The sequence below is a fragment of the Sphingobacterium sp. 2149 genome, assembly GCF_031455655.1.
Taxonomy (GTDB): domain Bacteria; phylum Bacteroidota; class Bacteroidia; order Sphingobacteriales; family Sphingobacteriaceae; genus Sphingobacterium.
Window position 1 is genome coordinate 198,452 of record NZ_JAVDTD010000009.1, and the last position, 24,647, is coordinate 223,098.

Annotated in this window: 22 protein-coding genes and 1 riboswitch; of the genes, 11 read left to right on the top strand and 11 right to left on the bottom strand. The window is 40.4% G+C overall.

Annotation, left to right across the window (positions count from 1 at the left end; all coding sequences use genetic code 11):
• From J2X77_RS14665 to J2X77_RS14675, 3 genes are read left to right on the top strand one after another with little or no spacing between them, the layout of a single operon-like run.
• Positions 1 to 357: a response regulator transcription factor gene (locus J2X77_RS14665; protein ID WP_209574302.1), complete on the top strand. Its 357-nt coding sequence runs from the start codon at positions 1 to 3 to the stop codon at positions 355 to 357.
• Positions 358 to 362: 5 nt separating this feature from the next.
• Entirely contained in the window at positions 363 to 1,430 is a 1,068-nt protein-coding gene (locus tag J2X77_RS14670; RefSeq protein ID WP_209574299.1) for a HEAT repeat domain-containing protein, read from the top strand.
• Positions 1,424 to 4,846: a sulfatase-like hydrolase/transferase gene (locus tag J2X77_RS14675; RefSeq protein ID WP_209574295.1), complete on the top strand. Its 3,423-nt coding sequence runs from the start codon at positions 1,424 to 1,426 to the stop codon at positions 4,844 to 4,846. Before J2X77_RS14670 ends, J2X77_RS14675 begins: the two co-directional genes overlap by 7 nt.
• Here J2X77_RS14675 and J2X77_RS14680 read toward each other — a convergent pair.
• The 8 genes from J2X77_RS14680 to thiS all read right to left on the bottom strand — a co-directional run bounded on the left by J2X77_RS14680 (position 4,843) and on the right by thiS (position 12,105).
• On the bottom strand, positions 4,843 to 6,084 hold the full coding sequence (locus J2X77_RS14680; RefSeq protein ID WP_310081302.1) for a YaiO family outer membrane beta-barrel protein: 1,242 nt from the start codon (positions 6,082 to 6,084) through the stop codon (positions 4,843 to 4,845). The two genes, J2X77_RS14675 and J2X77_RS14680, sit on opposite strands and share 4 nt — an antisense overlap.
• A 145-nt stretch (positions 6,085 to 6,229) precedes the next feature.
• On the bottom strand, positions 6,230 to 6,940 hold the full coding sequence (locus J2X77_RS14685; RefSeq protein WP_209574290.1) for a HesA/MoeB/ThiF family protein: 711 nt from the start codon (positions 6,938 to 6,940) through the stop codon (positions 6,230 to 6,232).
• A gap of 4 nt (positions 6,941 to 6,944) precedes the next feature.
• Positions 6,945 to 8,069 (bottom strand): 2-iminoacetate synthase ThiH, encoded by a 1,125-nt coding sequence (thiH, locus tag J2X77_RS14690; RefSeq protein ID WP_209574287.1) that lies wholly within the window; start codon positions 8,067 to 8,069, stop codon positions 6,945 to 6,947.
• 10 nt (positions 8,070 to 8,079) lie between these two features.
• Complete coding sequence (locus J2X77_RS14695; protein ID WP_209574284.1) at positions 8,080 to 8,850, bottom strand: thiazole synthase; 771 nt, start codon at positions 8,848 to 8,850, stop codon at positions 8,080 to 8,082.
• Positions 8,847 to 9,479 (bottom strand): thiamine phosphate synthase, encoded by a 633-nt coding sequence (locus J2X77_RS14700; protein WP_209574281.1) that lies wholly within the window; start codon positions 9,477 to 9,479, stop codon positions 8,847 to 8,849. The genes J2X77_RS14695 and J2X77_RS14700 overlap by 4 nt, the downstream gene beginning before the upstream one ends.
• Positions 9,425 to 10,042, bottom strand: coding sequence for a thiamine phosphate synthase (locus J2X77_RS14705; protein ID WP_209574277.1), 618 nt, complete (start codon positions 10,040 to 10,042; stop codon positions 9,425 to 9,427). Before J2X77_RS14705 ends, J2X77_RS14700 begins: the two co-directional genes overlap by 55 nt.
• Positions 10,039 to 11,853: a phosphomethylpyrimidine synthase ThiC gene (thiC, locus tag J2X77_RS14710; RefSeq protein ID WP_209574270.1), complete on the bottom strand. Its 1,815-nt coding sequence runs from the start codon at positions 11,851 to 11,853 to the stop codon at positions 10,039 to 10,041. Before thiC ends, J2X77_RS14705 begins: the two co-directional genes overlap by 4 nt.
• A 45-nt stretch (positions 11,854 to 11,898) precedes the next feature.
• The gene (thiS, locus tag J2X77_RS14715) at positions 11,899 to 12,105 is read right to left on the bottom strand and encodes a sulfur carrier protein ThiS (RefSeq protein WP_209574267.1); all 207 of its coding nucleotides are present in this window, start codon (positions 12,103 to 12,105) and stop codon (positions 11,899 to 11,901) included.
• Between the two features lie 59 nt (positions 12,106 to 12,164).
• Positions 12,165 to 12,260: riboswitch (TPP riboswitch) on the bottom strand.
• A 191-nt stretch (positions 12,261 to 12,451) separates the two neighbouring features.
• Here thiS and J2X77_RS14720 point away from each other — a divergent pair.
• The 4 genes from J2X77_RS14720 to J2X77_RS14735 all read left to right on the top strand — a co-directional run bounded on the left by J2X77_RS14720 (position 12,452) and on the right by J2X77_RS14735 (position 17,502).
• The gene (locus tag J2X77_RS14720; protein ID WP_310081306.1) at positions 12,452 to 15,055 is read left to right on the top strand and encodes a family 78 glycoside hydrolase catalytic domain; all 2,604 of its coding nucleotides are present in this window, start codon (positions 12,452 to 12,454) and stop codon (positions 15,053 to 15,055) included.
• Positions 15,056 to 15,338: 283 nt separating this feature from the next.
• Complete coding sequence (gene catA / locus J2X77_RS14725) at positions 15,339 to 15,986, top strand: type A chloramphenicol O-acetyltransferase (RefSeq protein ID WP_209574261.1); 648 nt, start codon at positions 15,339 to 15,341, stop codon at positions 15,984 to 15,986.
• 196 nt (positions 15,987 to 16,182) lie between these two features.
• Positions 16,183 to 16,653 carry an SRPBCC family protein gene (locus J2X77_RS14730; RefSeq protein ID WP_209574258.1) on the top strand — a complete coding sequence of 157 codons (471 nt, stop codon included), beginning with the start codon at positions 16,183 to 16,185 and terminating at the stop codon, positions 16,651 to 16,653.
• 78 nt (positions 16,654 to 16,731) lie between these two features.
• Positions 16,732 to 17,502 (top strand): hypothetical protein, encoded by a 771-nt coding sequence (locus J2X77_RS14735; protein WP_209574255.1) that lies wholly within the window; start codon positions 16,732 to 16,734, stop codon positions 17,500 to 17,502.
• Between the two features lie 76 nt (positions 17,503 to 17,578).
• Here J2X77_RS14735 and J2X77_RS14740 read toward each other — a convergent pair whose 3' ends face one another.
• Positions 17,579 to 18,460, bottom strand: a complete 882-nt coding sequence (locus J2X77_RS14740; protein WP_209574252.1) for a DJ-1/PfpI family protein — start codon at positions 18,458 to 18,460, stop codon at positions 17,579 to 17,581.
• Between the two features lie 338 nt (positions 18,461 to 18,798).
• On the opposite strand from J2X77_RS14740, the gene J2X77_RS14745 reads away from it, so the two are divergent.
• Complete coding sequence (locus J2X77_RS14745) at positions 18,799 to 19,752, top strand: fasciclin domain-containing protein (RefSeq protein WP_209574249.1); 954 nt, start codon at positions 18,799 to 18,801, stop codon at positions 19,750 to 19,752.
• A gap of 184 nt (positions 19,753 to 19,936) precedes the next feature.
• Here the strand turns inward: J2X77_RS14745 and J2X77_RS14750 are convergent, their stop codons facing one another.
• Both J2X77_RS14750 and J2X77_RS14755 read right to left on the bottom strand, forming a co-directional pair.
• A complete protein-coding gene (locus J2X77_RS14750; RefSeq protein WP_209574245.1) occupies positions 19,937 to 20,338 on the bottom strand; it encodes a VOC family protein in 402 nt (133 codons plus the stop codon).
• Between the two features lie 24 nt (positions 20,339 to 20,362).
• Entirely contained in the window at positions 20,363 to 21,127 is a 765-nt protein-coding gene (locus J2X77_RS14755) for an AraC family transcriptional regulator (RefSeq protein WP_209574240.1), read from the bottom strand.
• Positions 21,128 to 21,476: 349 nt separating this feature from the next.
• On the opposite strand from J2X77_RS14755, the gene J2X77_RS14760 reads away from it, so the two are divergent.
• The 3 genes from J2X77_RS14760 to J2X77_RS14770 are packed head-to-tail and all read left to right on the top strand — an operon-like array spanning position 21,477 to position 24,629.
• Positions 21,477 to 21,668, top strand: a complete 192-nt coding sequence (locus J2X77_RS14760; protein WP_209574237.1) for a DUF3606 domain-containing protein — start codon at positions 21,477 to 21,479, stop codon at positions 21,666 to 21,668.
• 33 nt (positions 21,669 to 21,701) lie between these two features.
• Complete coding sequence (gene ligD, locus J2X77_RS14765; protein WP_310081311.1) at positions 21,702 to 24,401, top strand: DNA ligase D; 2,700 nt, start codon at positions 21,702 to 21,704, stop codon at positions 24,399 to 24,401.
• Between the two features lie 42 nt (positions 24,402 to 24,443).
• Positions 24,444 to 24,629, top strand: coding sequence for a hypothetical protein (locus tag J2X77_RS14770; RefSeq protein WP_310081313.1), 186 nt, complete (start codon positions 24,444 to 24,446; stop codon positions 24,627 to 24,629).
• Positions 24,630 to 24,647 lie beyond the last annotated feature (18 nt).

A 24,647-nucleotide genomic window follows, 5' to 3' on the forward strand; every position in this document is an offset into this window, starting at 1 on the left:
ATGTTGATTTTAATAGCTGAAGACGACGAATTGATATTACGTACTGTTGAACACAAGTTGGTAAAAGAAGGGCACGAAGTAGTGTTGACCAGAAATGGTCGTGAAGCGATAGAGAAAATTAATGAACTGGATTTGGATTTAATTGTGACGGACATTATGATGCCTTTTGCTTCTGGTATTGAAATCCTTTCGGCGATTAAGCGTGTTGGAAAGGAGATTCCTGTCATTGTATTGTCGAGTATGGGCCAGGAGGAGGTTGTGGTCGATGCCTTCGATTTAGGAGCATCAGATTTTATGGTTAAGCCATTTAGTCCAAACGAGCTCATTCTCAGAATAAAACGCCTAAAAAATAAATAAACAATATGTATCACCATATCGCACTACATGAACTTATTCTTGCGATAGTTATCGTGTTGATCTTAGTACTGTTGTTGATTATTACAGTATTGGGTTACAGCTTCTATAGTTATCGAATACTTCATAATAAGCAATCTTGGAGAGAAATCATCGAGCATAAGATTATGGAGACAATCGTAGGGAATGATGACCGTAGTGATAGCGATAAGGAATTTGCGGAACATTTAAAGGAGCCTTCATTTCGGGCACTTTTTTTAGATGTACTGGTTGATTCGGATAGAAAATTTTCTGGTGGTGCTAAACAATCGATTAATAGGCTGTTTCGTGATTTTGAACTCGAGGATGAAGCCTGGCGTAAACTCAGGCATCGCAGCGGCTATTTGGTAGCCGGCGGTGTTCAGGAGCTTGCAGCGATGAATGTTGAAGCTGCAATACCTGAAATCATGGCGAAGTTGAACGATCCCCGAACTGCTGTTTATCAGGAGGCCCAATATGCAATTGTCAGTTTTAAGGGATACGAAGGCCTTGGCTTTTTGGAGCATTTCGATAAGCCGTTATCAGATTGGCAACAGTTGCGCTTATTGTATTCCATTCATGATATACCGGAACAATCTGATTTGCAAGTTGATCATTGGATTAATAGCACAAATGATTCGGTTGTTGTATTCACTTTACGTCTAATCCGAAAATTCAGATTGATGACCCTCTATACGGCGGTTCATAACCTGTTGGCTCACCCATCGACGATGGTTCGTGTACAGGCTGTAAGAACTTTACAGGCCATCGAGCATCGTGGGACAATTCAGCAATTTATACAGAGTTTCGATCTGCAGCCACTCGCAGTGCAGAATGAGATTCTGAAAGCGATGAAGATAGCCAAGAGTAAAGAAAGCGAGCATTTTCTTAAAGAACTACTGTGGAATCATCCCCAAGTATCAATTAAAATTTCTGCCGCCGAAGTACTTGTCGTTCTTGGAGAAGAACACTATTTGCAGGAGGTATCACAAGCTGGAGATACCTACGACGAACTTAGACGAATTATTAAACACGCTTTGCAAGAGAAAAAATGTTAGAGTTTTCCCATATCGCATATGAAATTATAGTTTGGTTATTTTTGCTTTATTCCGGGGCGGTATTTCTTATTTATACTTGGATAGGATTATATGCTTATGGAGCTGTGTTTCGTTACAAACATGATAATACGTCTACGGACTATAGTATTATTGCCACCAATCCCAATGCACCTACATTCAGTCTGATTGCACCAGCCTATAACGAGGGCATGACCATCGTTGAGAATGTGCGGTCCTTATTGTCGTTGTATTACCATAATCTAGAAATTATTATCGTAAATGATGGGAGTAAGGATGATTCTATATCAAAATTGATCACGTCTTATGAACTTGAACCGACGTCTTTCTTTGTTCAAGGAAACATTGAGACGAAGGAGATACGGGGAATCTATAAAAGTAAAAACCCGGCTTTTAAGAAGCTGATTGTTGTAGACAAAGCGAATGGCGGCAAGGCGGACGCGCTTAACGTTGGGGTGAATATCTCTTCTGGAGATTATATCGTTTGTATTGATGTGGATTGTATTTTAGAACAGGATGCGATTTTAAAATTAGCGAAGCCATTTCTAGAACAAACTGACAAACGCGTTATCGCTTGCGGTGGCGTTATCCGTTTGGCCAACAACTGTAACGTCGTGGATGGGTCTGTTGTGGATGTTAATTTGCCAAAGTCTTGGTTGGGGCGCACGCAAGCTTTAGAATATATCCGTGCTTTCATTTTAGGGCGAATGGCTTGGTCTAGAGCTTCGGGATTAATTCTGATTTCAGGTGCATTTGGCGCTTTTGACCGCGAGATTGTGTTGGCTTGTGGAGGCTACGACAGAAATACGGTTGGGGAGGACATGGAGCTTGTTGTTCGTATGCGTCGCTATATGGAAGATCAAAAGCAGGCTTATGAGGTCGTTAATATTCCTGATCCCTTATGCTGGACGGAGGTGCCAGAGTCTAAGGAGGTGCTGCGCAAGCAGCGTAATCGTTGGATGCGCGGCACTATGGAAACCTTATGGAAGCATCGCAAACTCATGTTCAATCCGAAGTATGGCCGTTTCGGTATGGTTAGCATGCCTTATTGGTTTTTCTTTGAATTTTTGGGCCCCATTGTCGAATTTACAGGTTACATTGTCTTTCTGATCTTTTTTATACTCGGAATCATCAACTGGTCATTTTTCTTTGCACTTTTTGCACTAGTTATTGCTTCGGGAATTTTGTATTCAATCTATGCGATCCTGGTTGACCTTGTTAGCCACCAGGTCTATTCAAAGAAGCGCGACCTTTCGACGTTAATAACTACCGCCATCCTAGAACCACTTTACTTTCACCCCATTGTTGTTAAAGCTGGCGTACAAGGGGTGGTTGACTACTTTCGTAAGCAGCATGGCTGGGGAGAAATGACTCGACAAGGCTTTCAGCAGAAGGATGTGAATGAATCGGTTTGGAAATACATCGGTCAACGTTTGAATCGGTCGTTAAAAAGCTTGGGGCCGGTGATGGTAATATTCGTCGCGCTCTACCTGTTATCCGTTGGTGTAGAATGGTGGTGGTACGGCCGTCGATTTGTTCAGCTTTCGGAGGTCCATGCAGGCAAATACCTTTTTTTGGACAATATCTTATTTATTTTCCAATCATTAGCCTGTTTGGGCATGGGTTATTTATTGCTTCAATTTATAAGCAGTTTCTGGGCTAGAGTACTGATCGTCATTTCTTTTTCGTTTATTGTCGTCATGCAATTTATCTTATTTCTCTATTTTGGTGAATCGAGAAATTTGCTTGGAGCTGATATGTTCTACTACAGTTCGGAAGAGATGAAGCAAATTTTGGAGGCTAGCGGTATGTTGAGTTTTACTAATATTGCGTTGCTTTTATTATTGATAGTGATTTCTTGGGTTCCCCTTTGGATTGCGAATAAGCAAACGTTCAAGAGTTCCTATGTGGGTATTTCTTTGTTATCTTTAGGCGTTGTATCGTTCTTTTTGTCTTCAAGTTCACTTTTGGGCAGTAGCACAGAAAAGGATGAGTTTGTGGCAAACGCAAGCCGTAGTAAATGGCGTTATTTCTTTAATTCCAATTTATCAAATTATGTGGATGAGCATCCGGGTATGCTCGCAATGTTCCATAAAGAGGAGGAGGATACAAAGGTGTTGGACACTAAATTTCCTTTTTTGAAAAAAGAAGATACCAAAGATTTTCTAGGAACACACCTTCAGAAAACGACGAAAGTGCCCAATTTAGTTATTCTCGTCATTGAGGGGTTAGGGCATGCCTATAGCGCTGAAAATGGCTATATCGGTAACTTCACGCCTTTTATCGGTAGATTGAAACAACAATCGCTGTATTGGGACAATAACATGAGTTCTTCAGGGCGGACATTTTCTGTTCTGCCTACGATAACAGGCTCACTACCTTTTGCTATGCACGGTTTTTTAGAGCAGGATACCTTACCAGACAATTTCAATCTATTTAATATTCTAAAGAGCAATGGATTTAATACTGGTTTTTTCTACGGCGGTCATTCAAATTTTGATTTCATGAAGAAGTTCATGGATTATAATAAAATTGATATGCTCATTGATCAGGCAGCATTTGGTCCTCCGTATAAGAAATTGCCTGAAAAAGGAGGGGAAAGTTGGGGATATGAAGACCAAGCTGTATTTAGTAAGCTTCTTGAGGTACAGAAAGTGCAGCAACAGCCCTATTTCCATGTGCTTTTGACCTTATCTACACATAATCCATTTTTGATTAATAACGCGGCACATTATGAGCAATTATTTGATCAACGTATGGCGACGTTGAACCTTAAGGCAGAACAAAAAAAGTGGGCTTTAGAAAACCGTACGCAGCTGGTCTCGGTGTTGAATTTGGATGATGCGATGGAACAATTTTTTGAATCGTACAAAAAGAGAGCAGATTTTGCAAATACGATTTTTGTCATCACTGGCGACCATGCGATGCCAGAGATACCTTTACAAAGCAAAATTGATCGCTATCATGTTCCGCTATTGATTTATTCGCCACTTTTAAAGGCTCCTAAGACTTTTCATCATTTTGTCAGTCACTTTGATGTTGCACCTTCCGTATTGGCTTACTATCGAGAGAACTTTGGCGTGAAAACTCCATCTCAAGTTACTTGGATAGGTGAGGGCCTCGATAAAGGGGCATCGGCACAGGGTAATGGCATCGGTATGATGCAGAGTAAAAATCAGTTGATTGATTTTGTAAGAGGTAATTACCATCTTTCCGACGGGCAATTGTATCAATTAGATGGTGTGCTCAATGAAGATATCGGCTCGGATAATGCGAAAGAGGAGGTTTCAAAGCGCTTTGAATTATTTAAGCGAAAGAATAAGCTATTTTATACACAAAAGCGACTTCTCCCGGATAGTGTCTATACCAATTATTTCAATCTGGCAGAAAAGCGCTAGAATTTTCGAATATAACCAAGGATGATGTCTAGTTGATTTCCTTTTTCTTTGGGACGGAATTCTTGGTTATAATAGGTGCCTGAAATCGAAAACAGATTGCTTTGCTTAACGGAGAAATTATATTCAGCCCCCACTTTGAACGTCTTTAATTTATAAGAAGCATTATCCAATAGATTGTTTCGGTTTTCTTCTGGGCTCAGACCGGTTCCAGCATTAAATCCAAAATAGTCGTTAGCCCCTTTGGTGTAATAACGTACTGTTCCTGTATACGATTGGGAGATATTTTTTTCACCAGGTGTGAGATAAGTCCTCAGATTGAACCACAAGTTTTGATAATATTTTCCTACTGAAGCCGTGTACATCCAGATATTGTCACTAAAATAAAGTTGACGATAACCAATTTCCCCTTCAAAGCTATTCGGAAGATTAGCATAAAGAGACAGTCCCGTTCTATATTTCGCAAAAATACCGACGTTATTGGAATAGCCCGCTCCGACATATAGGTAGAATATATTTGACAGACGCGGATAGGCCTCCATTTCAAACTGTACGCCATTTTCAGCAAATTTATTTGCATAATTGGTTCTAAAAATTACCGATCCTATTGGAGTCGCCCGCTTATAACTTAAGCCGATGATGTGCCAATTGTGATCAAATTGCTTGTCAAAATGAACAAAATTATAGGTCAGACCAATCGCATTTTTTGCTGTATACTCTTCAATATTTTTTGCCAATGCTCTGGCCTCCGTATTTTTTGGATTAATTGCCAACAAACTATGAATTGCCTTTTCGGCAGTTTCGTAGTGATCATTGCTATAGCTTATTTTGCCTTTTAGCAATAATAAATCCTGAGATTGCGGATGTATGCTTAGTCCTTTATCGGTAATTGCAATTGCTCTGTCAGCCTGATCGTTCCAATATTCAAGTGAAGCGTAGGCTAAAAAGAAATCCTCATCGGTGGTGTTTTTTCTATCCAGTTCTGTAAAGATGGCCCTTGCTGAATCTATCTTATCGGACCATGTATAAATGCGCGCTAAAAAAATATTGATATCCGTGTAGTCCGGTGCTTGAAGAAGAGCCTGTTTGGACAATTGAATCGCTTGTGGATAATCTTTTGAATCAAAAGCGACCTTTCGCGCTTTTGCAAAGAGATCGTCGGCAGTGAGTTTTGTCTCTTGTGCGATGGAGAATAAAGGTATAAGCGATAGGGAGAGTAATGGATAAATTACTTTTTTCATTCCGGATTGTATAGTTGACATTTAAGCTTGCTAATATATAAACTAAAATTAGCAAAATTTGTTTGTGCACAGTTGTTTTAAATAAATTTTTGAGCGCTCGTGAATCCCTCTAACCCATTTATGGAATACCGTTTAGGATCGACCGTTAGAATGAAAGTTTAGAAAACCGCCAATGCAAGGTATCGATAATGGTTAACTGGTTGCTGTCTACAGGTAAACCGGTTATTATTTTGAGTACTTGCATAGCCATCATGCTACCTATGATCCCTGGTAGTGGGCCAAGTACTCCATTTTTATCGCAATTTGGAAACTGATCGGGGTTTGGGGGGGGGGGAAAGATATCCAACAGGTTTTTACTGCCTTCAAAGTTAAAAACTGCCAGCTGTCCTTCAAAGCCGTATATGCTCCCATATACCAAGGGTTTATCGAGTTGCAAGCAGATTTGATTCAGGAGGTAACGCGTCGTGAAGTTATCCGAGCAATCTACTATTATTTGATAGGGAGCAAGAATAGCAGCTGCGTTGTGGGGTTCTATTTTTACCGGAACGGTATGAAAATCAATCGTACTATTATGCTCTCGAATATAGTCGTGGGCACTTTCAGTTTTCGTTTTGTGAATGTTGTTTTCGGAGTGAATGATCTGTCTATTTAAATTGTGGAGTTCAACGTGGTCAAAATCAGCCAGGCCAAGTTTACCTATACCTGCAGCGGCTAAATATTGAAGGACGGGACTCCCTAGCCCCCCCGCGCCAACAATCAATACCTTGGCATTCATGATTTTTCGTTGTCCGGAGACGCCAATTTCATCGATAAAAATCTGCCGGCTATAGCGCTCAAAAATGTTATCTTTTTTCATGTATTTAACGTACTATGCCAGCGAAATTGGTTTCCCAGTCTTTCATTACCGGCGAGTATCCCATTTTTCGGATTTGATTTTTTATTGTTTCCATATCCCTTTCATCGCTTACTTCAAATTGTTCTAAAGCTTGTGGATCGACAACATAGCCCCCGGGATTTGTTTTTGATGCAGCGCTCATCGTCGTTACTCCAATGGGTATAATATGATCTCTAAAAGTTTCGTTTTCCCTTGTGGAAATAGAGATTTCCAAATTTTCATTCCACAGGCGATATGCACAGATCAGCTGCAGTAGATCGCGGTCGGCCAAATGAAAATTTGGTGCCACAGAGCCAGCAGCTGGACGCAGCCGTGGAAAGGAAATTGAATAACGAGTCTGCCAATAATGTTTTTGTAAATAAGCAATGTGTGCGGTGGTAAAGAAACTGTCCACCCGCCAGTCTTCGAGCCCCAGTAATACACCCAATCCGATTTTATGGATGCCTGCCCGGCCTATACGATCAGGTGTATCCAAACGATAATCAAAATTTGACTTTTTTCCTTTGGGATGATATTGCTTATAAACTTCCCGGTGGTATGTCTCCTGATAAACCAAGATGGCATATACGCCAGCGGCATGCAATAACTCGTACTCGGATTGTTCCAACGGTTGTACCTCAATGGATATCTGGGAAAAATGGGACTTTAGAAGTTGAATAGCATGTAGGAAATAATTGATTTCAACAGTTTTGTTAGCTTCTCCGCTAACGAGGAGGATATGGTTGACTCCCATAGATTTAAGTGCCATCGCTTCCAGTAACAACTCGGTATCGCTGAGCGTCTTTCGCCTGATTTTGTTGTCCATGCTGAAACCACAATAAGTGCAAATATTTTGGCACTCATTGCTGAGGTAAAGGGGAGCATACAGCTGAATAGTTTTGCCGAATCGGCGCTGTGTGAGTTGTTGTGTCTTTTGAGCCATTTGTTCCAGATATGGAGCCGCTGCCGGAGCGGTAAGTGTGCCAAAATCATATAGGGTCAAATGATCCTTATTTAGCACATGCTGTACATCCCGATCTGTGGTGCTGTAAATTTGCATTTGGATTTCATCCCAGGAGTATTGATTGAAAAGCATTTTAAAATCGGTCATAATGCAATGATTAGTCTAACAAAAATGAAGTTAACGGGCTCGAAGCGACGGCATGTGCTCCGACCTTTCCTAAGCCGGCCTCATAGGCTCTTCGTCCAGCTGTAACCGCTTCTTTGAATGCTGCGGCCATGCGTACGGGGTTATTGGAAATGGCAATTGCCGTATTCACTAAAACAGCGTCTGCTCCGATTTCCATAGCTTTGGCGGCATCGGAAGGCGCTCCGATGCCAGCATCTATAACGACGGGTACGTTACTTTGTTCAATGATAATTTCAAGAAAGTCCAAAGTACGAAGTCCTTTATTACTGCCAATAGGAGCACCTAGAGGCATAACTGCTGCTGTGCCTGCATTTTCCAGCCTTTTACAAAGTACTGGATCTGCATGGATATATGGCATGACGACGAACCCCAATTTGGCCAACGATTCAGTTGCGCGTAAGGTTTCAATGGGATCAGGCAATAGATAGCGAGGATCGGGATGAATTTCCAACTTTACCCAGTTTGTTTCCAAAGCCTCTCGTGCAAGTTGGGCTGCGAGTACCGCTTCTTGAGCAGTACGTGCTCCCGAGGTATTGGGAAGCAAATGAATATTTTTCAGATGGAGGGCATTCAGGATATTATCGTCTACGGTGTTCTGATCGATGCGTTTGAGGGCCACGGTAACCAACTGGGAAGCCGAAGATTCAATGGCATGGCTCATTTCTGTGAGATTGCCGAACTTGCCCGTACCCAAAAATAACCTGGATTCAAATACGCGATCGGCTATGGTTAAATTGCTCATATTAAAATTTTGTTGATTGATGAAACGATTGCTGGATTATGGGTTATACGAGCGGAAAGTGCAATTCCATAAACTCCAGTTTGTAATAGCTGTTGAATGTCTTCGAGGTGGGCTATACCGCCTATCGCGAATATCGGGATAGGGGATAACCCTTCTCGTCTGACCTGCCTAATGATATTTTCATATCCGTCAAGCCCCAATACGGGACTTAGTTTTTGTTTTGTCGTCGTAAATCGGAATGGTCCAAGCCCGATATAGTCACAATTTTCGGTTATTCTTTGATTTACATCTGTAAAGCTATTGGCAGTACCGCCGATTATTTTTCCTGGCCCCAATAGCTTCCTTGCCGAAGCGATACTGCCGTCCTCCAGTCCGAGATGTACGCCGTCTGCGTCTACAGCCGCTGCAAGTCTAGGATGATCATTGATGATACAGGTGGCGCCGTATAGCGAACACACGTTTTTGATCTCTTCTGCCAATCTGTAAACATGCTCTTGGCGAGCTCCTTTCCACCTAACTTGTATCCATTTGACACCAGCATCAAGAGCCTTTAAAATATTATCTTTCTGTGCAGCTAATGTTTGTCCTTGTGATATGTATTGGAGTTTTTCCATAGTTTTTGTTGACATGCAATGAAATTTTGAATTGGGTCTGGATGCTGCCATAAAGCGCCATACAAAGCAATTCCATCTGCGCCTTCCTGCAATGGGAGGAGGCAGTTAGCTTGGTTTATACCGCCAAGTGCTATCAGACGAACCGTAAAATTAACGCGTTTTGGAAGTTGATTCAGTTGGGCATTATCTCGTCCGTATCCTTTTTTTGAAATACTCGGAAATATCGGACTGAGAAGAGCATAAGCCCAGCATTCATCCAGTTTGTTGAATGCCAGGATATCATGTACAGATGTTGAGCAAATAATTGGAGCGTTCATCTGACTGGAGGGGCTATGCTGTCTACTCCATTCATTTATATGAATGCGTGCGATCCCAAGTTCGGCCGACAGGTGAGGGTGGGAATGGAGGACCAACTTTTCAAGATATGCAGGATCTATTGATTCTACATATCTTGCCATTTGTAAGTCTGTAAAATGATATTTGCGTAAGTGCAGGAAATCGAGTCCCTTCTCAAAAAGTGTATGGAGAACCGCTTTTTCGGCATCTATGGTCTCTTCCGGCGTTAGTGCAATGATCATGAATAGATTTCTTTACCCTGTGCGATAAATTCTTGCGATTTTTCAAGCATACCCTGCGCTGCACTATCACGTATTTCTTGCGTAATTTTCATGGAGCAAAATTTGGGGCCACACATGGAACAGAAATGAGCGACTTTAGCTGCATCTGCAGGCAAGGTTTCGTCATGATATTCCCGTGCGGTATCCGGATCTAGTGAAAGATTGAATTGATCTTCCCATCTGAATTCAAATCTTGCTTTACTTAAAGCATTGTCACGATACTGTGCTCCAGGGTGTCCTTTAGCCAAATCAGCAGCATGCGCGGCTAGTTTGTACGTGATGACACCATCTTTAACATCTTTTTTATTGGGTAATCCGAGGTGTTCTTTTGGGGTAACATAACAAAGCATGGCACAACCGTACCAACCTATCATCGCGGCTCCAATGGCCGAAGTAATATGGTCATATCCCGGAGCAATATCAGTGGTAAGCGGGCCTAAGGTATAAAATGGAACTTCATTACAACATTCCAGTTGTTTGTCCATATTTTCTTTGATCAGTTGCATTGGGACGTGACCGGGGCCCTCTATCATTACCTGAACATCGTGTTTCCAGGCGATCTTCGCAAGTTCACCCAATGTTTCGAGTTCAGCAAATTGAGCCGCATCGTTGGCGTCCGCAATAGCTCCAGGGCGAAGACCATCGCCAAGTGAAAAAGCGACGTCATATTGTTTCATAATCGAGCAGATTTCATCAAAATGGGTATAAAGAAAGTTTTCTTTGTGGTGAAAAAGACACCATTTAGCCATGATGGAACCACCTCTTGAGACGATACCAGTTACCCTTGAAGCTGTAAGATGAATATAGCGAAGCAGTACACCTGCATGTATAGTAAAGTATGAAACACCTTGTTCTGCCTGTTCGATCAAGGTGTCTTTAAATATCTCCCAAGTAAGGTCTTCGGCTACCCCTTTTACTTTTTCTAATGCTTGATAGATTGGTACGGTGCCGATTGGAACGGGTGAATTGCGGATGATCCACTCGCGGGTTTCATGAATATTTTTACCTGTGGAGAGATCCATGATGGTGTCGGCCCCCCAACGGCAGGCCCAAACCGCTTTCTCAACTTCCTCTTCGATACTCGAGCTAACAGCACTATTGCCAATGTTGGCATTGATCTTAACCAGGAAATTACGGCCAATGATCATCGGTTCACTTTCAGGGTGATTGATATTATTGGGAATGATCGCTCTCCCGGCAGCGATTTCTTCGCGGACAAACTCGGGAGTAATCTTTTTTTTAGGTGTTCTGGCGCCAAAGTTTTCACCTGTATGCTGATGATCCATTCCAGGTGTGGTGGCTACTAGCTGCTCGATACGTTGATTTTCCCGGATAGCTACGTACTCCATTTCGGGGGTAATGATGCCTTTCTTTGCATAATGTAATTGGGTGACATTTCCGCCAGAAGTGGCCACCTTCGGTTTATGACTATAGGCAAATCGGAGCGCATCAAGCGTTGGATCAAAGAGCCTTTTTTGTCCGTATTGGGATGTAATGTTGGCTAGCTGGGTTACGTCCTGGCGATTCAATATCCATTGTTCGCGAAGCCGCGGGAGACCTTTTCGGATATCGATCTGAAAATCCTCATCGGTATATGGACCAGAAGTATCGTAGATTGTGATAGGGGGATTAATTTCTACTTGTCCATTGCTCAATTTAGTTGGACTTAAAGAAATTTGGCGCATAGCAACTTGAATAGGAAATAGCGTTCCAGGTACAAAAATTTTCTTTGAGTTGGGAAAAGGGGATTGCGTAATTGTTTCAGCTGTCATTTTTCTGAATTGAAGTGAATGATTAGGGTGATTTTTTTAAAATCATTATCCGCCTTGCGATGCGGTTATTAAGATGATTTGATCGTGAGGATTGAGTGTTGTTGTAGCCCAATCTTCCTTGGGTATAACATGGTTGTTGATGGCAGCGGCAACACCTTGGGTTTTGCCAGATAATTCCAAGACCAATAATTCCTCAAGTGAAGAAGGGGCGGGGTCGAAAAATCGAATTTGATGGTTTATTGTAAGTTCCATTCCTTAATTTTTTTGGTTAAACTTTAGGAATGGCTACACGAAGGTACAGCAAAGCACCTGTTAGACAGCTCACTTTTCCCTACGCCAGTATGATCCGGATCAGGTTCTAAGGGTAAAATCTCAGCCTGCACAAGCAGACACCCCTAAAGTTAAAACGAAGATAGTATTATTTTTTTGAAAGTTGCAAGAATTTTAATTTAAATGCCTCACAGATAGATCAGGAAAGTGCAGGTCGCGATTTGGGAAATATTTAATATATTCGTTTTTTAATCAGCTAAAACAATTTAACAGTCACCGACAATTATACCCTTTAATGCGTAGGATTTTATTAACAATACTATTGTGTATGACAAGTATTGCATATGCACAATCTAAGAATAACTGCACTGCTGTACAGTTGACATGCGAACATCTGGTCAATCCGCTAGGCATTGACGCATCCCGTCCGAGACTAAGCTGGCGCCTTGAAGACCAGCGAAGGGGCGCTTTACAACAAGCTTATCAGATTCTTTTAGGGCAAGATTCTCTTGAATTGTTACACGGGGCAAAAGCGCATTGGGACAGTGGAAAGCAGCTAAGTTCGGCGATGTTGGTGCAATATAATGGTACCGAGTTAAAGCCGCGGACAAAATACTTTTGGCGAGTTAAAGTATGGGACCGAGACGGCATTTCCAGCGTTTCAGCAATAGCATCTTTCGAGACTGGAATGATGGGGAAGGATCTTTGGACAGGAAAATGGATCAGTGACAATAAAGATATCAATGCGCGCAACGCTCCGTATTTTAGGACTGAATTCACTGCCAAGAAGCGAATAAAATCGGCTCGTGCTTATGTTGCTGCTGCCGGATTATATGAACTTTCTATTAATGGCGTGCGCATTGAAGACCACCGTCTTGATCCCATGTATACGCGATTTGATCGTCGAACACTTTATGTGGTAGAGGATGTTACCGGACAACTTCAACGAGGTGCGAACGCGATTGGCGTCGTTTTGGGAAATGGATGGTATAATCATCAACCGCTGGCGGTATGGAACTTTCATCAAGCCCCATGGCGAAATCGGCCAACATTCTGTTTGGAGCTTAAAATCGAGTATACAGACGGCACACAGGAAACGGTCGTTTCAGATAAGCAGTGGAAAACAGCTTCCGGTCCAATTATCTATAACAATATTTACACGGGTGAGCATTACGATGCTCGAATTGACATGCCCGGGTGGGATATGCCAAAATTTGAAGATTCAGCCTGGCAGACCGTTCAATATAGAACTGCTCCATCCACCTACATCGTTTCTCAACAAATGGTTCCGATTCGACTAGGAAATGTATTCAGACCAAAATCAGTCACAAAGATTGACCAGCGTACGTATGTTTTCGATATGGGGCAGAATATGGCGGGGATTACAAGGGTTCAGATAAAGGGGCCGAGGGGTACTGTTCTGCGTATTAAGCATGGTGAACGGTTACAGTCTGATGGCCGACTCGATCAGTCCAATATCGATATTTACTATCTTGGCGATAAGGAAAGCGAGCCATTTCAGACGGATATACTAACCTTAAGTGGTCGCGATGATGAGTTTATGGCTAAATTTGGTTATAAAGGCTTTCGTTATGTCGAGGTTAGCAGCAGCACAGCGATAGCTTTGGATAGTTCTGCTGTGACTGCCTATTTTATGCACAGCGATGTTGAACCTATCGGACAGCTTAAAACATCCTCGGAATTGATTAACAAACTATGGAAAGCGACCAACAATGCCTATTTGTCGAATTTGATGGGGTATCCTACGGACTGCCCGCAACGCGAAAAAAATGGTTGGACAGGGGATGGTCACCTGGCGATTGAAACTGCCCTGTATAATTTTGACGGTATTACAGTTTATGAAAAATGGCTGGCCGATCATCGTGATGAGCAACACGAGAATGGCGTATTACCAGATATTATTCCAACGGGTGGATGGGGGTATGGTACAGCGAATGGTCTTGACTGGACAAGCACCATCGCCATTATCCCTTGGCAGATCTATCAGTTTTATGGTGATCCGCGTGCATTGGAAGAATGCTACGATAATATTAAACGCTATGTCGATTATGTCGACGGCATCAGCCCCTCAGGCCTTACTACTTTTGGACGCGGAGATTGGGTTCCAGTTAAGGCTCAGTCCAATTTGGAACTGACGTCATCTGTTTATTTCTATGCTGATGCGACCATTTTGGCTGCAGCTGCAAAGTTGTTCGGAAAAACGGCAGACCATCAAAAATATGATCAACTTAGCAAAAGAATCAAGGCGGCAATTAATGCGAGATTTTTGAATGTTTCTAGTGGAATTTATAACAATGGAACACAGACGGAATTGAGTGTGCCGCTCTATTGGGGAGTTGTCCCTGACGAAATGAAAGCGAGGGTTGCGGCCAATCTAAATAGGAAAGTTGAAGGAGCTCACTTTCACTTGGACGTAGGGGTATTGGGAGCAAAAGCCCTCTTGAATGCATTGAAAGATAACGGGTATGGGGTTACCGCGTATAAAGTTGCGGTACAAGATACCTATCCGTCCTGGGGATGGTGGATTGTCAATGGGGCGACAACATTGTTAGAGAACTGGGATTTAAAAGCAACTCGGGATATTTCGGACAACCACATGATATTTGGTGAAATTGGTGGCTGGTTTTTTAAATCTATCGGCGGGATTCTTCCTGATCCCGAACAACCTGGATTCAAAAACATACTGTTGAAGCCTATTTTTCCTCAGGAATTGAAAGAATCATCCATCTCTTACGAATCACCCTATGGTAAAATTTTATCTCATTGGAAATTAAGTGGTAATAAGATTATATATGATGTTCAGATACCTCCAAATGCGACGGCGACATTTTATCCTCCAAATAATGTAAGCAATGGTAATATTATTGCATTGAAGGCTGGTAAACACCGGTTGGAATTGGAACTCAAGTAGCATTTTACTGGTATCAATCCTATTGTATTTGATTGATACCAGCAAAAATATTTTATATTTGGAAGAAATACGTGGAACGATTTTACCTCTTTGACTTCATCTTCCAATATAGGAAATTGAAGTCAATCGTATCAAAATGAAATTTTCATCTTTTGGAAACTTGTCGTAATTAGGTGCAACCAAAAAAATAGAATATTTTTAAAGGCGTTCTTTGTCGGATAAATTGACTGTCTAAATCATTATAGCGACGAGGAAATAAATACTAGCTAGATAATTGATAAAAATGGATACAAAATATCAAACAATTGATACAGCAAATTGGAAGCGAAGGGAGCACTTCGACATTTACCGTGGGGATGTAAAATGTGGTTTTAGCCTTACAGTTAAGCTCGATATATCGGCGGTGGTCCAATTTGTAAAAATGCGCGGTTATAAGTTCTATCCTGTCATGATTTACCTCCTTTCGAGGGCTGTGAACCAACATGCTGAATTCAAAATGGCAATGAGAGGTAGCGAATTAATTTGTTGGGACAGGGTTGACCCTATTTACACAATACTGCATAAAGAAGCCGAAACTTTTTCTGCATTGTCAATAGGATATCAGGAAAACTTTACCTCTTTTCTGCAGGAATACGAGCATGTTGCTGAAAAATACAGTGATAACAAGCTCTTTTTCCCAGAAAAACCGCCAAAAAACCATTTTAATATTTCTGCTCTTCCCTGGATTCATTTTGATAGTTTCAATCTTAATGTTGCAGATTTTAGCAATTATTTTTCACCGACATTTACGATTGGAAAATATAAGGTTGAAGGAGATAAGACCCTTATGCCATTGGCTATACAGGTACATCATGCCGTTTGTGATGGTCTGCATGTTGCCAAGCTGATCGATACGCTTGAAGCACTTTTTCAGGACGTCGAGTCTTTTTAGTCGATCGAAACTCTACATCCCATAGTGTTATTATAGTTACATATAGTTTAATTTTATTCTTTGTTTGCTATTTTAATACTGCTTTTTTTATTTTTTTGTATCTTTAGTATGTTTTTAAACTAAATAATCCTCGCATTGTTATTTTAATAGCATGCTAGCGATAGGCATCAAATTGGTTTTTGCAATTCATATTCAAATGAAGTATACATTATATAGGGAACAACAATTAGCTTGCGATATAGCGCGCGCTTGGAGTTTTTTTTCGTCTCCACAAAATCTTGCTCAAATAACGCCAAAGGACATGGGCTTTGTGGTTGTTTCGGAATTTAATGGAGAAGAAATCGTAAAGGGGATGGTCATCGATTATTTAGTATCTCCAATTTTTCGAATTCCGTTGAAGTGGAAGACCAAAATAACACAGGTGGAAAAGAATAAGAGTTTTACTGATTTTCAGTTAAAAGGACCTTATCGATTTTGGAATCATTTTCATGAATTTATTTCAAATGAAAAAGGCGTGTTGATGAAAGATACTGTTGTTTATGAATTGCCCTTCGGAATATTAGGCACAGTTGCGCACAGTATATTTGTTAAAAGGAAATTAGATCAAATTTTTGATTATCGCTATGAGATTTTAGAAGAGCTATTTAATCGTAATAAAAAGGTATGATAGCTACTCTTTAATCGCCTATCGATCGGGCATAATCTAATAAATCGGCCTTTATTAAAATATTTTATAACGTATACAATGAAAAAAATCTACCAAATAGTCAATGGAATTGTTTTAGTCGTTACTGTAGTTATCAATTATTTATCCAATACTGGTATTTTTAACGGGGAAACGATGGCAACGATATCGGCCAAGTATCAAAATCTTTTTACACCGGCCGGGTATGCTTTCTCCATTTGGGGCTTGATATATCTGGGCTTGTTTGGATTTGTGGTCTATTTTGGCCCACTTTTAAAACAGACCGGAGAAAAGGAAGAAGTGATCTCAAAAGTGGGGTGGTGGTTTTCGGTCTCTTGTTTGGCAAATTGTCTATGGGTTATTACCTGGTTGTACGACTACACTTTTGTGACCATTTTTTTGATGCTCCTGCTCTTTGTATCTTTGTTACAGATCATTCAGAATACTCGGACTATTGCTTTTGAATCAAACCTTAAAAAGCTTGCCTTTTTAAAGTTGCCTTTTCATCTTTATGCTGGGTGGATTTCTGTCGCTTTGATTGCCGACGTTGCGGCATATCTTACCAAGATAGGTTGGGATGGATTCGGAATATCTGCAACGACATGGACACTTATCATGTTTGTAGTTGCGCTAATAATTCATTTGCTGATGATTTGGCAATGTCGTATGCCCGCATTTGGACTTGTAGCTGCCTGGGCTTTAATTGCAATTGCAGTGGCTAATAAGGGGATGAATAGCGTCGTATATACAGCGGCGATGGTAGTAGCAATTATTGTGCTGTTAAACCTGTTTTCCTATTGTATTCGATATCGTAAACAACTATTATTATAGCAGTTAAATGATAACTAAGACGCATTAGCGTGAGCCTCGGCCGATCTGTCGTCGGTCGAGGCTTGAAATTGTTTGATTAATTTTCTACCTTAGACTTTTCATCAGCAAGCAATTCTTCCACACATATTTTACCGAATTTATCCGCTGCTAGTGGACTGTCGGCGGTAATCAGCTTCCGGTCAATGTGGCAATCGCCGCTAATTTTTTTATTTAAAATTTCAATCCCCAGCTTTTTCAGTTTCTCGCCATATAGCCAAGGCATTTCGCCGGGCTGGTATCCACTTTGTGGCAGAATGAGATCCATTTCGTCAGGAAATGAATTGATTTTATATCCTTTATATGGAAAATCACCCTCATCAACACCTTGTGCAGCAGATAAGAGGGCTGCGGGCCCATGGCATATTGTCAGCATAAATTTATCTTCGGCTATTACCCATTTAATCAGCTCTTTTACATCGTTATTTTCGGGAAGGCCGAGCATTGCGCCATGTCCTCCCGGGATGAAGACAGCCACATAGTCGACATACGATTTAGCGGTGTCCGCTACAAAATCCTGGAGACTGTGTGGGTTTGAAAACTGTGTATTGTATTTTTCGAGAATTTTGCCAATATGCTCGTCTTCATAAGGCATTGCCCACATCTCAAACTTCACGGTGCCACCAGTTGGCGTATAGAAATCCACGTCAAATCCGGCTTGGTCAAAATGAAGAATAGGAACGAGTGTTTCAACGGGATGATTGCCAGTAGAAAATTTCTTGCCATTTTTCATGGTCATATAGCGTTCCTCCGTACAAAGTACAAGAATTTTTTTTCTCGTATCTTTGTTGCCCTCGTCATATTTCTTCTTACTATAGTCGGTTTTTGTAGTAACCATTGCTTTTCTCGAAAAAAAAGAAGGCTCATAGCCAACGCCGTCAAATACTGGCTCTTTGCTCAAATCTTTTGAAAATAATGACATAATATATGTATTGTTTATGGTGTATAATTTATCGTACTTATGATATCAAATGTTTTTGCCAGCTTATCGTTCGTTTATTCTCCAAAACAGCCGAAACACGCTGTGGAAAAAATAACACATTTGCATGATCTTAAAGCATAACAACTCTGAGGGCAATGCTGTTTTGTTTAAAAATCTATATCGCATACAAAAGCTTTTTTAGTTTATTTTGATACTAATAATATCGTATTACAGCCTTCAAAATGATTTTTCATGACAAATATCAATTAATTTGGTTTATTATTAAACTATTTTGTGCTCTTGCTTGTTTGTAAATCAAAAGATTAAAAATTATAATTATGAAATTCAACAAGAACATCAAACGACTATCGAGTATGGCATCAGCCTTAATGGTATTCTCGATGATTACACTATCATGTAGTAAAGATGATGACAAGCAGATGGAAACAACGGGAACAATCTCTGCGATGGTATCCATGAACAAGGATTATTCCATATTAGCCTCTGCCGTGACAAAGGCTGGTCTGGGCGAAACGCTTTCTTCGACGGGACCATTTACAGTATTTGCTCCGAATAACGCTGCTTTCGAAAGCTCAGGGATGACTTCGGCAGATATTAGTAGTATGTCTGCGGAAAGCTTGAAATCTGTTTTGTTATACCATACACTATCCGCTAAAGTAGTCGCTTCTAGTGTACCCGCCGGCCCTAATGCAGAAGTAAAGACAGCAAACGGAAGCAATGTTTATGTCACTAAAAATAGTAAGGGTGTATTTGTAAATGGCTGGGCGGTAACCTCGCCAGATATGATGGCTACGAATGGTGTAATTCATGGTATTTCTCATGTACTTATGCCCGCAACAAAAAATATAGTGGAACTTGCGACAGCTAATAGTGATTTATCTTTCTTAGTTGCTGCAGTGTTGAGAGCAAGTCAAGGAACGACAAATGTTGCTCAATTGTTGAGTGGATCAGGACCATATACAGTTTTCGCACCTACAAATCAGGCTTTTATCAACGCGGGTTTCAACACAATAGCTTCAATTAATCAAGCTGATCCCGCAGTACTGACAAAGATTCTAACCTATCATGTTCTTTCAGCTAGGGCGTTCTCTTCTGATCTTTCAGACGGACAGATGCTAAGTACCCTAAACGGTGAAAAAATCACGGTGAAATTGTCTGGAAAGGCAATGCTGAAAGGTAAAAGTAATACCAGTGAGGCCACAATAACTGGCGTAAACATGCTGGCAACAAATGGTGTTGTCCATGTAATTGATCAAGTTCTTCTTCCTTAATTTAGCTTTATGCTAGCTGCTAGTTTGGCCGCAAAGAATGAGATTCTTTGCGGCCAAAACTTTTTATATGCAGCATATAAATATATCCCGATGTGAATTACTTCCAATGGGGAAGTTTATTTTTAATAAACCTGGCCGAAATATTATTAATAAATATGTTCAACGGATCAGAATTTAGCGGTCATTATAGATCTTCATGGGCAGCCTGTTCATAATTGAAAGGATTTACGCTAATTTCAATCATTAGATTCTCAAAGTAGCAATAAAATCCGAATGTATTTCTGATTTTTTTTGGCGCTGCATCAATTTTCAATTCTTCGTTGTTTTTTAAAAGTTCGAAAATGTTTTGGACTGCAATTTCGTTGTCTTGATAAAACCCAATATGGAAATTCTTAGGATATTGTGGTACATCTTTCTCTTTGTTCAATTCTTGTCCCCAAATTACAAGTACGAAATTATTGTTATCCTTCAGTACCGCCATTTTACTATTCCGGTTGACCATTAAATTGAACTTGAAAATATCTGTCAATAAATTAACGGCTTTATCGACATCCTTTACGACAAGATTGATATGATTAATACTCATTTTTTTGTTGATTTACAGACAAAGTTAGCGATCGGTTAATACACTCAATTGGATAAATCGGTCGTTTTCATTTTTATGTAGTATAGTTGGTCTTACACCTGAGAATTTCTTTATCTGTCTAATGAAATGGGATTGATCTACATAATTGAGTTCCGGATAAAATATGCCGACTTTTAATTGTTTTAGGGAGTTTGAAAAACGAATAATATTGATGTAAGATTTTAATGGAATCCCAAACCAGTGGTTGAAATAGCGGTTTATCTGCCTGTTGCTCCAAATAATCTTATTAGACAGTTCTTCCACCGTCGTTTGACCTTTTGATAGGTAGATATGTTCGAATAGTTTTTTTTTCCTCACATCTATCTTGTTTTCGAGTTGCTTTTCGAATATGTTACAGGCTTTGGTGTAAAAGTTTCCAAAATCTGCAAGATCATTTTTGCCAAATCCCAAATAATCATTTGCCAGTACTAGCCTTTGGTTTCTTAATTTTTTGAAAGACTGCTTAAAAATATACTCAGCGGCCAACGGATAAAAACTTATGGCAAACATCGTCGATTTCGGATAGGGCGGTTTTAAAATGGGTTTATCACAGACTCCGGAAATGAAGATCTGGATATTATTATTTTCTTCCATCAGGAGAAATAAATCTATTTTTCCGTCAGGTATGATAATGCCTTCATCTATCTTATCCGAATGATTTTTCAACATCCAAATACTTTCTATTACCGCAGTAAGTGATGGAGGCGGGGCTAAAGATGTATATTCCAGCGCATATTTAGGTAAATTCATACTGATAGTCCATACAAAACAACATGTTGCAAAAGTAATATCGACATACACGTTTTTTATTAGCAAACGTAGTGTATAAAAGAACGTAGTGTCTTTTCAACAGCAAGTTACAAATTAAATGCTGCTTCTGTTAAAATTTAATATAACATTCCAAGTTAGCTTTAGTCGTACGGAAAAATACAATTAGGCCAGCAATAGCGAGCAATGCTTTCATGTATGTTTTCCTTAAGCGCAATTCTTTAAAAACCTTTTCACTTCGACGTTTGTGTTATATCAAAATTGGACGTATCGCGAATTGAAATCTAGGATTTTTCAATCGCCAAAAGAAAAGACACTAAAGCAAAATACCATGGCAGATAATAAATCTAAAAGAGGGAAATCCGACAGAAGCAAAGTAAGCGGATCAGAACAATACGAAATTCAATATTTTAAGAATAAGATGGGGGTGAGCAGTCAAGCTGTTGTTGGCGCGATACGGGCGACCGGATCGAATGAAAGAAAAGTTCTTGAAGATTATTTGAAGAAACGGCACGGAAAATAAACGTTATTTTCAATATACTTAAATACAGTAGTTATGGGACTGTCTAAATATCGCGAAAAGCGTTCCGAGGAGAACACCCCAGAACCATTTGGAGGAAAGCCAAACGGAAAGGAACTTCGGTTTGTAATCCAAAAACATGATGCTTCACATCTACATTACGACTTTCGTCTTGAAATGGGCGGTGTTCTGAAAAGTTGGGCAGTTCCTAAGGGTCCATCAATGGATCCAAGTGTCAAACGCCTCGCTGTGATGGTGGAGGATCATCCCTATGATTATCGAAGTTTTGAAGGTACAATCCCTAAAGGACAATATGGCGGAGGCACGGTTATCGTTTGGGATGAGGGATACTATGAACCGGCTGATGGGATCGTCAAGGATATCTCCAAACAAGAAAAAGATTTCTTACATCAACTTCATTCTGGCAAGCTTAAATTTAAGCTTAACGGTAAAAAGCTTAACGGCGAGTTTGCTCTTGTTAAGGCTCATGGGAGGGGAGATAATGGTTGGCTTTTAATGAAGCTGGAGGATCAATATGCTAGCGATAAGGATATTACTGAAAACGATAAATCGGTGATATCGGGTAAAACTATTCAGCAAATGGAAAGGTCACCTGATAAAGTATATGGTGAAAATATCATTAAGAAAAACAGCACAGTAAAAGATAATCGTTCGACTAAAGACAAGGCATCCAAACTAATCAACGATCAGTTGGAAGCTGTTCCAAAGCATCGCGCTAAAAGCAAGAGGAATCTTCAGACCTTATTAAAAAATGCGCCCACAAAGAAGTTCTATTCTCATATAGAGCCTATGCTAGCAACGCTTGTGGATAAGCCGTTCGATGATGAAGGGTGGGTATATGAAGTTAAATGGGACGGCTACAGGGCAGTTGCTTTTATGAATAAGGGTGAAGTTGAACTAAAATCCCGTAATGACAAAAGCTTTAATCAAAAATTCTATCCGCTCTATGAGCAATTGAAGACTCTTAAATTAGACGCCATCTTGGATGGAGAAGTGGTCGTTTTAGATAAAAATGGCACAGCCAGTTTTGGAGCGCTACAAAACTGGCGCAGCGAAGCGGATGGTGACCTCGTTTATTACGTTTTTGATATCTTATGGTATCAGGGCCACGATTTGAAGGACATGCCATTGCTTGAGCGCAAATCAATTTTGAAAGAAGTTCTTCCTGAGAGCAACAGCATTCTAGTCAGCGAACACTTTGAAACTTCCGGAATTCATTTTCTGGAGGAGGCCAAGAAATTGGGGCTTGAAGGGATTATGGCAAAGCGGAAGACTAGTTTATATCATGTTCACAACCGTTCCAAAGACTGGTTGAAAATTAAAGCGAACAAAAGGCACGAAGTCGTCATCGGTGGTTTCACTTTGAATGATGATTCCAGTAAATTGTTCAGTAGTTTATTAGTCGGTGTTTATGAAGGGAAAAAATTGATTTATACCGGAAAAGTAGGTACTGGTTTCAATGTAAAACTTCAAAAGGAGATGATGGAACTATTTAAGCCGCTGATTGTTTCCAAGACAGCTTTCTCTGAAGAACCCGACGTTAATAAGCCTTCGAGGTTTAGACCAAATCCGCTACATGCTACTGTGACATGGCTTAAACCGGAACTTGTATGCGAGGTGAGTTTTACGGAGTTAACCAGCGATGGTATTATGCGTCATCCCTCGTTTAACGGAATGCGAGAAGACAAACGTGCTAAAAATGTTGTTCTTGAAGATGAAGCTCCTACTGAAAAAATGGTCGATCATATGGAAGATAAAATAGTTTCGTCAAGAGTGAAGGGGCAGCGGAAGAGCCTCTTAAATCCCTCGGATAAAACCCAGGTCAGAAAGGTAAATAAACATGAATTGAAGTTTACCAATCTGGATAAGGTTTTTTGGCCGAAAGAGGGAATAACAAAAAGAGACCTCATCAATTACTACTATCAGGCCGCTCCATTTATATTACCTTATTTAAAGGATCGGCCGCAAAGTATGAATCGATTTCCCAACGGAATTGAAGAAGATGGTTTCTACTTTAAGAACGTGACCGATACGGCGCCAGACTGGGCGGAAACTTATCTTTACCACAGTGAAGCTGATGAAAAAGACCGTCATTATCTTGTTGGGAAGGATGACGCTACACTACTTTATATGGCGAATCTTGGCTGTATAGAAATGAATCCCTGGAGTAGTACTGTGAAGAAGCCTGACAATCCATCGTTCTGTATTATAGACCTTGATCCGGATAAAAATTCTTTTGATCAGGTTATTGAGGCTGCACAGGTCACAAAGCACATATTGGATGATATGGGGGTATCGAGCTATTGTAAAACCAGCGGTTCTACGGGGCTTCACATCTATATCCCGCTTGGCGGGAAATATACTTACGATCAATCCAAAGAGTTCGCCCGGGTTATCGTTACCCTGGTCCATCATGAGCTTCCTAAATTCACGAGCTTGGAGCGATCCATAAAAGATCGCAAGGGCAAAATGTATCTTGATTTTCTGCAGAATAGGCCTCACGCAACAATTGCGGCAGCCTATTCCGTTCGTCCTAAACCCGGAGCCACTGTGTCGATGCCATTACACTGGGAGGAAGTGAAAAAAGGTTTAAAAATAAGTGATTTTCATATTTTAAACGCCATTGAGAGGATGCGAAGTGAAGGAGATATTTTTAAACCGGTATTGGGAAAAGGTATCAATCTAAAAAGTATAGTAGATAAACTTTCTAAATAACGGTTTTCATTTTCAGTAATCTATAATTTTAAATTAATCATTATGAACGTAAAACGTTTTTTTGGGACAGTATTAACTGTTCTTGGTATTGTCGGTTTAATTTATACCGGATATGAACTTATCAATAAAAGTGCTGCCTATACTACTTTAGGCGTAATTGGTGTATTGGGATTAATCTTCTTTTTCGCTGGTATAGGCCTTGTAAAGAGTACCAAAGATGAGGCCTAATTATAAAAACAATTTTAT

Coding starts and splice junctions, on each gene's coding strand:
- J2X77_RS14750 (WP_209574245.1), bottom strand. CDS start 20,338: ATGAGTATTAATCATATCAATCTTGTCGTAAAGGATGTCGATAAAGCC.
- J2X77_RS14670 (WP_209574299.1), top strand. CDS start 363: ATGTATCACCATATCGCACTACATGAACTTATTCTTGCGATAGTTATC.
- J2X77_RS14770 (WP_310081313.1), top strand. CDS start 24,444: ATGAACGTAAAACGTTTTTTTGGGACAGTATTAACTGTTCTTGGTATT.
- J2X77_RS14700 (WP_209574281.1), bottom strand. CDS start 9,479: ATGTCAACAAAAACTATGGAAAAACTCCAATACATATCACAAGGACAA.
- J2X77_RS14680 (WP_310081302.1), bottom strand. CDS start 6,084: ATGAAAAAAGTAATTTATCCATTACTCTCCCTATCGCTTATACCTTTA.
- J2X77_RS14745 (WP_209574249.1), top strand. CDS start 18,799: ATGAAATTCAACAAGAACATCAAACGACTATCGAGTATGGCATCAGCC.
- J2X77_RS14760 (WP_209574237.1), top strand. CDS start 21,477: ATGGCAGATAATAAATCTAAAAGAGGGAAATCCGACAGAAGCAAAGTA.
- J2X77_RS14695 (WP_209574284.1), bottom strand. CDS start 8,850: ATGAGCAATTTAACCATAGCCGATCGCGTATTTGAATCCAGGTTATTT.
- J2X77_RS14730 (WP_209574258.1), top strand. CDS start 16,183: ATGAAGTATACATTATATAGGGAACAACAATTAGCTTGCGATATAGCG.
- ligD (WP_310081311.1), top strand. CDS start 21,702: ATGGGACTGTCTAAATATCGCGAAAAGCGTTCCGAGGAGAACACCCCA.
- thiH (WP_209574287.1), bottom strand. CDS start 8,069: ATGACCGATTTTAAAATGCTTTTCAATCAATACTCCTGGGATGAAATC.
- J2X77_RS14720 (WP_310081306.1), top strand. CDS start 12,452: ATGACAAGTATTGCATATGCACAATCTAAGAATAACTGCACTGCTGTA.
- thiC (WP_209574270.1), bottom strand. CDS start 11,853: ATGACAGCTGAAACAATTACGCAATCCCCTTTTCCCAACTCAAAGAAA.
- thiS (WP_209574267.1), bottom strand. CDS start 12,105: ATGGAACTTACAATAAACCATCAAATTCGATTTTTCGACCCCGCCCCT.
- J2X77_RS14685 (WP_209574290.1), bottom strand. CDS start 6,940: ATGAAAAAAGATAACATTTTTGAGCGCTATAGCCGGCAGATTTTTATC.
- J2X77_RS14675 (WP_209574295.1), top strand. CDS start 1,424: ATGTTAGAGTTTTCCCATATCGCATATGAAATTATAGTTTGGTTATTT.
- J2X77_RS14735 (WP_209574255.1), top strand. CDS start 16,732: ATGAAAAAAATCTACCAAATAGTCAATGGAATTGTTTTAGTCGTTACT.
- J2X77_RS14665 (WP_209574302.1), top strand. CDS start 1: ATGTTGATTTTAATAGCTGAAGACGACGAATTGATATTACGTACTGTT.
- J2X77_RS14740 (WP_209574252.1), bottom strand. CDS start 18,460: ATGTCATTATTTTCAAAAGATTTGAGCAAAGAGCCAGTATTTGACGGC.
- J2X77_RS14755 (WP_209574240.1), bottom strand. CDS start 21,127: ATGAATTTACCTAAATATGCGCTGGAATATACATCTTTAGCCCCGCCT.
- J2X77_RS14705 (WP_209574277.1), bottom strand. CDS start 10,042: ATGATCATTGCACTAACGCCGGAAGAGACCATAGATGCCGAAAAAGCG.
- catA (WP_209574261.1), top strand. CDS start 15,339: ATGGATACAAAATATCAAACAATTGATACAGCAAATTGGAAGCGAAGG.